The 9,711-nt window shown below is 61.9% G+C and carries 9 protein-coding genes and 1 pseudogene; 5 read left to right on the top strand and 5 right to left on the bottom strand.

Features of this window, described 5'->3' with window-relative positions:
* Nucleotides 1-221: 221 nt before the first annotated feature.
* Nucleotides 222-1,151 (bottom strand): annotated as a pseudogene (locus ACO1XS_RS13390) (ketopantoate reductase family protein); the annotation flags it as partial.
* Nucleotides 1,152-1,246: 95 nt separating this feature from the next.
* Here ACO1XS_RS13390 and ACO1XS_RS13395 point away from each other — a divergent pair.
* Entirely contained in the window at nucleotides 1,247-2,152 is a 906-nt protein-coding gene (locus tag ACO1XS_RS13395) for a LysR family transcriptional regulator (RefSeq protein ID WP_486390874.1), read from the top strand.
* Between the two features lie 228 nt (nucleotides 2,153-2,380).
* Here ACO1XS_RS13395 and ACO1XS_RS13400 read toward each other — a convergent pair whose 3' ends face one another.
* On the bottom strand, nucleotides 2,381-3,286 hold the full coding sequence (locus ACO1XS_RS13400; RefSeq protein WP_486390882.1) for an EamA family transporter: 906 nt from the start codon (nucleotides 3,284-3,286) through the stop codon (nucleotides 2,381-2,383).
* Between the two features lie 119 nt (nucleotides 3,287-3,405).
* On the opposite strand from ACO1XS_RS13400, the gene ACO1XS_RS13405 reads away from it, so the two are divergent.
* The 3 genes from ACO1XS_RS13405 (at nucleotide 3,406) to ACO1XS_RS13415 (ending at nucleotide 5,381) form a co-directional block, all read left to right on the top strand.
* A complete protein-coding gene (locus ACO1XS_RS13405) occupies nucleotides 3,406-3,621 on the top strand; it encodes a GntR family transcriptional regulator (RefSeq protein WP_486390875.1) in 216 nt (71 codons plus the stop codon).
* A gap of 122 nt (nucleotides 3,622-3,743) precedes the next feature.
* The gene (locus ACO1XS_RS13410) at nucleotides 3,744-4,175 is read left to right on the top strand and encodes a YybH family protein (protein WP_486390876.1); all 432 of its coding nucleotides are present in this window, start codon (nucleotides 3,744-3,746) and stop codon (nucleotides 4,173-4,175) included.
* Nucleotides 4,176-4,523: 348 nt separating this feature from the next.
* A complete protein-coding gene (locus ACO1XS_RS13415) occupies nucleotides 4,524-5,381 on the top strand; it encodes an MBL fold metallo-hydrolase (RefSeq protein ID WP_486390877.1) in 858 nt (285 codons plus the stop codon).
* 376 nt (nucleotides 5,382-5,757) lie between these two features.
* Here the strand turns inward: ACO1XS_RS13415 and ACO1XS_RS13420 are convergent, their stop codons facing one another.
* Nucleotides 5,758-6,642 (bottom strand): SDR family oxidoreductase, encoded by an 885-nt coding sequence (locus tag ACO1XS_RS13420; RefSeq protein ID WP_486390878.1) that lies wholly within the window; start codon nucleotides 6,640-6,642, stop codon nucleotides 5,758-5,760.
* Between the two features lie 183 nt (nucleotides 6,643-6,825).
* Between ACO1XS_RS13420 and ACO1XS_RS13425 the strand changes: the two genes are divergently transcribed.
* The gene (locus tag ACO1XS_RS13425; RefSeq protein WP_486390879.1) at nucleotides 6,826-7,677 is read left to right on the top strand and encodes a helix-turn-helix transcriptional regulator; all 852 of its coding nucleotides are present in this window, start codon (nucleotides 6,826-6,828) and stop codon (nucleotides 7,675-7,677) included.
* A gap of 508 nt (nucleotides 7,678-8,185) precedes the next feature.
* Here ACO1XS_RS13425 and ACO1XS_RS13430 read toward each other — a convergent pair.
* Both ACO1XS_RS13430 and ACO1XS_RS13435 read right to left on the bottom strand, forming a co-directional pair.
* Nucleotides 8,186-9,049, bottom strand: coding sequence for a class I SAM-dependent methyltransferase (locus tag ACO1XS_RS13430; protein ID WP_486390880.1), 864 nt, complete (start codon nucleotides 9,047-9,049; stop codon nucleotides 8,186-8,188).
* Nucleotides 9,050-9,145: 96 nt separating this feature from the next.
* Nucleotides 9,146-9,711: FAD-dependent oxidoreductase (locus tag ACO1XS_RS13435; RefSeq protein WP_486390881.1), on the bottom strand; the 566-nt coding region annotated here is incomplete at its 5' end.

The following is a 9,711-nucleotide window of genomic DNA, read 5'->3' on the forward strand; positions in this document are numbered from 1 at the left end:
CCAAGCGTCCAGTACTGCCGGGGTTCCTCGCGCGTGCCGTCGACCTCGCGCATCGTCATGCCGAGCACGTCTTCGAAAAAGCGGATGTGCCAGTGAATGTCCTTCACCCAGATGGCGACATGTTCCAGATAGGCCTTGCTGCCGTTCATGCGGTTGTCTCCTTTGTCGACCAGAGTGGGCGCTGAAGCGCCCACTGTGGTCCCATGCAACGTGCTGCTGTGTTGTCGGTCCGTCATGTCACGCTCGATGCCCTTGATGCAGGCCACCAGCGTCGCGTTGACCGGGGTCGGCACACCGTGCCGTTTCCCCCAGCGCACGACCGCGCCGTTGATAAAGTCGATTTCGGTGATGGAGCCTTTTTCGAGGCTTTGCAGCATCGAGGTCTTGAAGGCAGGGGAAAGTCCTTCGCCGGCGAGGGTCCACGGGCACTCGGGATCTGTGGTGGAAAGCGTCACACCAGCGGCCCGGGCGACGGCCATCGCTTCGGCGACTGCTGCGAGCGCGGTCGTCTTCAGAAGCGGCTCTTCGTACAGCTGGCCGTAGGTCAGGCCCGTGATGCCCGTCAGCGCGCCGGTCGCCACATTGACCAGGAGCTTGTCCCACATCGTGCCGACGATATTGGCGCTGACCGTGGTGGCCAGTCCGGCGGCGTTGAAGGTTTCCGCAATTGCGGTGGCGCGGGAAGTGATTTGACCGTCGAGTTCGCCAATGTAAGTGGCCTTGCCGGCGACGCCCGACTCGATGTGCCCCGGGTTGCGCATCACCCCGCCGACGTATGTCTTGCCGGCCAGCACTCGATGCCCACCCACGATGTCAGCGAGAACATCCTCGTGCCCAAGGCCGTTCTGCAACGAAAGGACCAGCGTTTCGGGTCCGATCAGCTCCATTGCGCCGCGCATCGCGACTTCGGTGTGGAACGACTTGACCAGCACGACGACCAGATCAACCGCGCCAGCCTCTGCGGCCCGCGTGGTGGCTCGGACCGTTACCTGGCGGGAACCATTGGGATCGTCCACCCGCAGACCATCGCGTCGCATGGCCGCCACGTGCGCCACCGACCGGTTCAGCAGCCAGACCTCGTTACCACCTTCGGTCAACGCCGCGCCAATCGCGCAGCCCAGCGCACCTGCGCCCAGAATCGCAATCTTCACTACCGTCTCCTTGTTGAGGAGACCAAGATACGATTCGGTGTTCATGCCAGCAATGCAATGGATACAATGACGTCATTGCGTGAGGCAATACGGAAATGGATTCGACTGAACTTCCCGATCTGAAGCTATTACAGCTGTTCGACCTGCTCTATGACGTCCGCAGCGTCACCCGCGTGGCCGAGCAGCTTGGACAAAGCCAGCCGACCATCAGCATCTGGTTAGGTCGATTGCGGGAACATCTGCAGGACCCGTTATTCATCCGCACACCGGGCGGCATGGCGCCGACGCCGCAAGCCGATGCGCTCATTGGTCCATGCCGGGAAATCCTCGAATCGCTGCGGCGCTTCGTGGCGTGGGAGATCGCATTCGAGCCGGCCACCGCAAAACGGCGGTTCCGTATCTGCATGACCGACGCCAGTCACATCACGTTGCTTCCGCGGATGCTGGCGCATGTCCGCGCGCAGGCACCGGGCGTTCGTCTCGAAGCCGCCAGAATCGACGGCAATACGGAACGCGCGCTGGAATCGGGCGAAGCCGACCTTGCGATCGGTCACGCGCCCTGGCTGAGCGGTGGGATTTATCAGCAGCAGCTATACCAGCAGGATTGGGTGTGCCTGACGAATCGCCATCACCCGCGGCTGCACACGAGGTTGAGGTTGAAGCAATACAGCGCGGAGGGGCATGTCGCGATTACGGCGGGCACGGGCGCGCAGTTGTTGGAACAGGGGCTGGTGCGCGCACACGTCGAGCGCGATGTGGTGCTGGAGCTACCAGGTTTTCTTGGGCTCGGAGCAATTATCGAGAGCACCGACCTGATCGCCACGTTGCCGCGACACATCGGTGAGACGCTGGCGAAGGTCAATGATCTGGCGGTCCATCCGTGCCCGGTTCCCGTGGACCGTTTTGCTGTCCGGCAATATTGGCACGCCAGGTATCACCACGAAGCGGGCAATCGTTGGCTCCGCGCCGTGGTGGTGCAGTTGTTTGGAGCATCGGGTTGATCAGGCACATGCCGCGAAGGGTCTCGGATCGATCTATTACCGATGCGCCGGCGTGTGAACGGAGGTCCGCTTCTTTTTAGAAACGAACCTCCGATTTCAGCAGATCGATCGGCCGCTCGGGGGCGACTCCGGTCCGTCGTCATGGATCGCAGTCGGCCATGAACCGCCGTTCGTCACTTGTGGCTAGATCGTCGGCACCCGTTAGCGAGACCGGTGTCGAGGATGCACTCAGGCACCTTCGTCCGGGAAGGACGACAACGCTGCCTCGAGCCGTTGCACCATCCAGCGCCCTAAAACGTTAATCACAAGCCCCATCATCACGAATGCCGCGCCCGCGATCTGCATGGGGCCCAGTTGTTCGCCAAGAAGCAGCGACGCCGAAGCGAGACCGATGATCGGCACAAGCAGCGAAAACGGAGCAACCTGGCTCGCCGGATAGCGCGACAGCAACTGACTCCAGAGACTGTAACCGAGCAGTGTGGCGACAAATGCGAGGTAGACAACGGCGAACACCGACGACGCGCTGATAGCCGAGAACGCCGTAGCGATCCGCTGCGGACCTTCGAACACGTACGACAGCGCGAAAAACGGCAGCGGCGGAATCAGGCTCGCCCATACAACGAGTCCAACGAGATCGACTTTGGCTAGCCTCTTCGTGACAATATTGCCGAGTGCCCAGGAAGCTGCCGCGCACAACGTCAACAAAAACCCAGCGGCGGTCATCGTATGGCCGCCCTGCAAGCCAATCAATGCGAGCCCGGCTGCAGCGGCCACGAGGCCCACGAGGTTCTGCACGCGAAATCGCTCATGGAGAAACACGCTTGCGAGACCGAGTGTAAAGAACGCCTGCGCCTGAAGTACAAGCGACGCGAGGCCCGCCGGCATGCCCACATACATCGCGGAAAAGAGAAATGCGAACTGCCCGAAAGAAATGGTCAAGCCGTACGCCAGGAGCCAGCGCAGCGGTAGTTGCGGACGCCTGACGAAGAAGACAGCGGGAAATGCTGCGAGGGTGAAGCGCAGCGCGCCGAGCAGCATGGGTGGCATACCGTGCAGGCCAACTTTGATCACGACAAAGTTCACCCCCCACGCGATAACGACAACGAGCGCAAGGAGCAGGTCCTTCGGCGACATCATTCCCCCCAAATCTCGAAATGTGGTCAACGTGAAGTGATGATGGCACCGGGACTAAGGTACCCTTGAACGCAGCAGCAAATCTGTTACATAACAGATTTGCTGGACGGGACGTGACCATGGAAACGGTCAAATCACCGATGCCGCTCTACCGACAGATTGCAAAACTGCTGTGGGACGGAATTCAACGGGCGGGGTTGACGTCCGGTAATCGCCTCTCATCGGTTCGTGTGCTCGCGACGCAACACGACGTGAGCCTGACAACGGCATCGCAGGCGTTGCGCTGGCTGGAAACGCAGGGCCACATCATAGCGCGTCCGCGTTTTGGATATTAGGTCGCGAGATGGCCGCTGGCGGAAGTGGGAAGTCATCCAGCGGACGTCCAGAAGAAGCGCGGAAGAACCAATGTCGTTTACCGCCAGGGAGTCAAATCGACACATTCACGCGGAGAAGCCCCATGATCAGCAAAGACCTTGCCAATGCGATACAACAGAGCCACGCCGCACTCGCGGCAATTTTGAAAGGCGATCCCAGCGGCTATAAAGCCTTGTACTCGGAGGCAGAGGATGTCACTTTGGGCAACCCATTCGGACCCTATGCGCACGGTCGTAAGAATGTCGAAGCCACATTAGCAGGCGCCGCATCGCACTACCGCGATGGAGACGTCACGGGCGTGGAACTCACAGCAACTTATGTATCTAGCGATCTCGCCTGCGTCGTGGAAGTCGAGCGCGGGCGCGCCAAGGTTGGGGGTGGCGAGGAATTCGTCGGAGTTGCTGTCCGAGTCACTAGTTTATTTCGGTTAGAGGACGGCATTTGGAAGCTTGTCCATCGCCATGCGGACCCAATTACAAGCCCGCGACCCGCTGAGTCTGTGATCGTCAAATAGCCAAGTATCGAGTTGCGCCGGCGCTTACAGACATAAAGGCTATTATATTTGTCTTTCGCCAAACTGGCCGATCCGGGCTCGTCGCCGCCGACGGCGACGCCAATGCGCCGCCTTGTCTGAGCGCAGGCATTGAGCGTCCGCTTTGCCTCAATGCATAAGGCGGGTTTGGGTCGGTTTGGTGCCTTCACCGGCGGACCAAATTCCGCGCAATGACGGTGAGTCAAGAGATGAAGCGCCACGAAGCTCGAGCCTCCGCCTTCCTCGCGTTGCTCCGGTCATGTCTGGGCGGTTGAAAGGCCTATCATGGGAGCGGTGAGGTTGCCATGCGTTGTCAGGACCTAGCATCGAATGAAGTCGCCACGTAATACCGACTCCGTGCCAGGGGACTGGTACATCGACACAGCGTGCATCAATTGCGGTGCATCGCGTCACGTCGCGCCCGGGCTGATTGCCGAACGAAACGATAAAAGCGTCTTCGTTCGACAGCCTGTCACGCCGGAAGACCAGCTTGCCGCTTGGCGTGCGGTGTTGGTATGTCCTACGGCATCGGTACGCAGCGAAACGAAGCAGCCTCGCCCGAACGTCGCGATCTTTCCGCAGCAGATCATATCGGGTGTATGGCGCTGCGGATTCAACGCTCGGTCGTCGTTTGGTGCACATTCCTATTTCGTCGCGCGCCCGGACGGCAATCTGCTAATCGACTCGCCGCGGTATGCGGCCGAACTGGTGAATTGGTTTGATGCTTCGGGTGGCATTGCGCACATCCTCCTGTCGCATCGTGACGACGTCGCAGACGCAGACAAATACGCGCGCCGTTTCGGGGCTCGTGTCTGGATCCACCGCGAGGACAGCTCGGCTGCACCCTATGCCACGGATCTGCTCGACGACGGATCGGCATTGAGTATCGCGGCCGGCGTGCGCGCAATTTCGACGCCCGGCCACACTCGGGGTAGCGTTGTGTACCTGCTCGAGGATCGCGTGCTCTTCTCGGGTGATTCACTTGCCTGGAGCCCACGCGAGCAAGACCTCGTCGCGTTCAGGGACGCGTGCTGGTACTCATGGACCGAGCTCGCCGAATCGCTCGGCAAGCTGGCCGCGTATCGTTTCGAATGGCTGCTTCCCGGTCACGGCTGGCTTGCGCACTTGCCGGCCAAGGAAATGAGTGCTCGCTTGCTCGCATTGGTTGCACGCATGCGCAATGATTGAAATCGCCGGACATCCTTCCGCATGAGGCGGTTCGAATCCGTCAGCTTCTAGCCCTGCAATGAGGTGGCAAGACTTGGCCATGAAGCGACATTCGCGTCATTCGTAGGACCGACACTCGGGTGGCAGCTGCACTCAGTTATCGGCCGCTCACACGCCGGTGGCAGAGTCAACTGCAGGCGCTACCCTCTGGCTGAGCGGACGTTAGTCGCCGCATACTTCGTTGCGCAATAGACAGCGTCAGCGGGCGAGACCTGCAGGCCGCTGATCGACGGCACGTTGGTGCTCTCACCGAAAACCAGAGGATTGGTCACTGGAAGCGTGGCCGCGTTGACGTACAGCACGCCCTGACGTTGACATCCACCATGCGAGTGCGCTGCTACGAGAAATAGTCCGGGTGGTCAAAATCGGCGATGAGCCCTGGTTGTTGCGGCTTCCAGCCGAGCAGGGATCGGGTTCGCTCGCTCGACGCCGGGATGTCCATCATTGCGAACCTGAACCAGCCGAAATGCTCCGCCGCCTCTTCAGGCGACTTCGAAACGACCGGGACGTTCAGGTGTCGGCCGATCACTTCGGCGATTGCCTTGACCGGCACGCCCTCTTCGGCGATGGCATGGAAAGGCCCCCCTTGGGCGCCGTGTTCGAGCGACAGCCGGAAGACGCGCGCCGCGTCAAGGCGATGCACTGCGGCCCAGCGATTAGAACCATCACCGACATAGACAGAGATGCCTTTTTCCCGTGCGATGTCGATCAGCATCGGCACGAAGCCGTGCTCGCCATGACCATGCACCGACGGAGGAAGGCGCACCGCCGACGCGCGCACCCCGCGCGCCGACAGTGCGATGGCGGCCTCTTCGGAAGCGCGAGGCCATGTGGGATCGAAAACCTGCACCATGTCCTCGGTCACGAGACGACCCCGCGCCAGCAACCCGGTGCCGCTCGTCACGAGCAACGGACGGTCCGAACCTTCGAGCACGCCGCCGATCGTCTCGATGGCGAGCTTGTCCACCAAGCAGTTCTCTGCGAACTTCGAGAAATCGTGGTTGAAGCCGGTGTGGATCACGCCGTCCGCAGCCGCGGCGCCGCGACGCAGGATGTCGAGATCTTCCAGCGTGCCGCGCAGGACTTCGGCGCCTGTGGCGGCCAGGGCTGCCGCCTTCTCTTCCGAACGGCACAAGCCGATCACCTGATGGCCAGCGGCGATCAGGTCGTTCACGACGGCCGAGCCAACCCAGCCGGTCGCACCAGTAACAAATACACGCATGATCAAAATCTCCTTCTGGAATTGCGGAAGTAAGTTGCGCACGCCGAGAATGGCGATACACAGAGATGGGACGAGGCTCGAAAGTAGGGAAAGCACCACATCGAAAGTAGACCAGGGCTAACTCTCGGCTCATAATCTATCCGCGTAAAGAAGTTAACTTATAGAGGTATAGTTCCTAACCGGATGAGCACACCAGCCACAAACGACAACGCCCTTGGGGCCTATTTGAAGGATCGCCGCACCAGGCTCGATCCTGCTGCCTTCGGGATTGCCGGCGGGCGGCGACGTACGCCCGGTTTGCGTCGGGAGGAAGTGGCCCAGCGGGCGAACATCAGCGTGACCTGGTACACCTGGCTCGAACGCGGGCGCGGCGGACCGCCGTCCGCCGCGGTGCTGGACCGGGTCGCGAGCGCGCTGATGCTGACGGATGCCGAGCGCGAGCATCTTTTCCTGCTTGCCTTGGGGCGACCGCCGGAAGTCCGTTATCAGGAAACCGAAAGCATTTCGCCACGCATTCAGCGCGTGCTCGATGCGCTGGTCTATAGCCCGGCCTACGTGAAGACGCTGACCTGGGATCTCGTTGCCTGGAATCACGCCGCAGGGGTTGTGTTCAACTACGACGAGCTGCAACCGTCACAGCGCAACATCCTGCGGCGCATCTTCTGCGATCCGCAGGTCCGAGACTTTCAGTCCGACTGGGACAGCGTTGCGCGGCTTCTGGTGTCGGTCTTCCGGGCCGATGCGGCACGCGCGGCAGCGACCGACGCGGCTCCGAGCGTGGCGGCGCTGGTAGAGGAGCTTAGCCGTGCCAGTCCAGAGTTCGCGATGCTGTGGAAGACCCATGACGTTCGCTCCTTCGGTGAAGGCACTAAACAACTGCTGCATCCACAGGGCGGACCGCTCGTGTTCGAGCATTCGTCCTTCGTCGTCGATGGCCGTCCCGACCTCAGCATGGTCATCTACTCCCCGGCGACGCCCGCGGACACCGACGTGGTTCGCTCGCTGATCGAAAAGCATCAAAAGGCATCCCACTGACCGGCCCAGCGGAAAACACTATCGGACGTTGCAACCGACGGTACCCGCCAGCGATATAGCTAACTCTGCATTGCGCAATGCAGTCTGCGCAGCCGATCCGCGACCTTGTCAATACGCTCTTAGCGCAAGGCGTGCGTTTCCGAATGACCCTTTGCAAATTGAGAGCTGCCATCACGACGCTGTCGGTTGACCGGCAGTTGTGGGTCGCCTTCCGCCCTACGTGGACCGATCAATGGTGGAGCGCTATGCCGGTTCAACGTTGGACCGGGTTCGGCCAAAAGGGGCCGTTGGAGATCCGCACCGACTTTCCCTTGCCGGATCGCCGCAGATGACCGGTTTTCGGCGGTGAACTTGAGGCCCGCCGTGGCTCTACCCGGCCATCAAGAGCCACTGCTCTTTTCGCCCTCAATGGCCAATCAGCGCCGGTTCCGGCCGTTCGGCGCACAACGTAGACCCTCCCCGAGACACGAGGAGTTGCCGGTTCTGACACATTGGTCGACGTAACCTGTCAGCTTGCCGGATTGCGTGCCATGACGATCCACGCAGCGCCGTTGATCATCACTGACCGCTCGCCGGGAAGGCTCGCAAAGGCGGCACGAACTGCGGCCGAGGCGCGGGCGCGGATGTCGTCGGGCTGATCAGCGAGCACACGCGACAGCGGGCCGACCTCGAGCGTCATCTTCACCGCGTCGTCGATCGCAGCGTCCCGCGTCCCGCCCTCGCCGAACGGGACGGCCGCGTCGAAGGGCGAGATAGCGATATCGGTAAAGCCGGCCGTCGTCAGGATGCGTGCCACGCGTTCCCGGTCGCCGAACGAAAACGGGCCGGGCGCTTGGGGATCGGGCAGCGCGCTCGGCGGGAGGATGCCCTTGAGCGCGCCCACCGGCAGGCGCATCCAATCGTTCTCGGCCGCACCGCGCCAGCAAACGAAAGCGACCCGCCCGCCCGGCCGGAGCGCGCGTCGCATATGGGTGAACGCCGCTGTCGGATCGTCGAAGAACATCACGCCGAAACGCGAGAACAGGATGTCAAACGCCCCTTCCGGCAGCTCTGCGCTGCTGGCGTCGGCCACCTGAAACAGAACCGGCGTATCGGGTCGCGCAAGCGCGCGCGCTCGGTCAATCAGCGGTTCCGATATGTCCACGCCCAGCACTTGGCCCTCCGCGCCAACGCGGGCTGCCAGAGCCAGACTCGACGCGCCCGCGCCGCAGCCGATGTCCAGCACGCGCTCGCCCGTCGCGGGCGCGGCGGCTTCTATCGCGGCCTGGCCGAACGCCGCTACCAGAGCGTCGAGCCGGGCCTGGTTGGCGACCCAGCGCTCCCCGCTTTGACCATTCCAGTCACCCACGTGATCAGCACTTTGCTTTGCCATGTCATCTCCTCGACTCGACGATCCGTCCTTCGCCGCGCCGATCTACGCCAACCTTTTCGAAGGCGACGGCGCAACGAGAGAGGGGAATCTGTGCTCTCAAACAACCATCGACTGCTGGGCGAAGATACCCGCCATTGCGCCCTGCGAGGATGCCTGGGTGACCGAGGGCAAGAAGGGCGTGGCGAGGTCGCCGGCGGCGTAGATGCCGGGCATGCTGGTTTGGCGGCGCTCGTCGACTTTGAGGACGATGCCGGTGGGCGTATCGACCGTGGCGAGGCCCAGTGATTCATGCAGGCTGGCGGACGGCTTGTTGCGCGGATGGGCGAACAGGACGTCGACCGCGACGTTGCGACCGGTATCGAGATTGACGGTGATGATATGGCCCTTCTGATGAGCGATCTCGACGATCCGGCCATCGACAAGAGGTATGTTGCGGCGCGCCAGATCGGCCTGGATATCGGGCGCAATGTCATGACCATCGGCGAAGACAGTCAACTTGTCAGTCCAATCGCGGAACAGCCTGGCCGACTGGTACGACTGCGGGCTGGACCAGACGAGGCCCCAATGCTGGCCGGCGACTTCAAAGCCGTCGCAATAGGGGCAGGGCACGATGGACGTGCCCCAGCTTTCGGCAAAGCCCGGAACATCAGGCATCTGGTCGG

The sequence above is a fragment of the Trinickia sp. genome (assembly GCF_057351765.1).

Excerpts from the sequence above, each read along its gene's own strand:
- ACO1XS_RS13400 (WP_486390882.1), bottom strand. The coding sequence starts at position 3,286 with ATGTCGCCGAAGGACCTGCTCCTTGCGCTCGTTGTCGTTATCGCGTGG.
- ACO1XS_RS13405 (WP_486390875.1), top strand. The coding sequence starts at position 3,406 with ATGGAAACGGTCAAATCACCGATGCCGCTCTACCGACAGATTGCAAAA.
- ACO1XS_RS13395 (WP_486390874.1), top strand. The coding sequence starts at position 1,247 with ATGGATTCGACTGAACTTCCCGATCTGAAGCTATTACAGCTGTTCGAC.
- ACO1XS_RS13425 (WP_486390879.1), top strand. The coding sequence starts at position 6,826 with ATGAGCACACCAGCCACAAACGACAACGCCCTTGGGGCCTATTTGAAG.
- ACO1XS_RS13430 (WP_486390880.1), bottom strand. The coding sequence starts at position 9,049 with ATGGCAAAGCAAAGTGCTGATCACGTGGGTGACTGGAATGGTCAAAGC.
- ACO1XS_RS13415 (WP_486390877.1), top strand. The coding sequence starts at position 4,524 with ATGAAGTCGCCACGTAATACCGACTCCGTGCCAGGGGACTGGTACATC.
- ACO1XS_RS13420 (WP_486390878.1), bottom strand. The coding sequence starts at position 6,642 with ATGCGTGTATTTGTTACTGGTGCGACCGGCTGGGTTGGCTCGGCCGTC.
- ACO1XS_RS13410 (WP_486390876.1), top strand. The coding sequence starts at position 3,744 with ATGATCAGCAAAGACCTTGCCAATGCGATACAACAGAGCCACGCCGCA.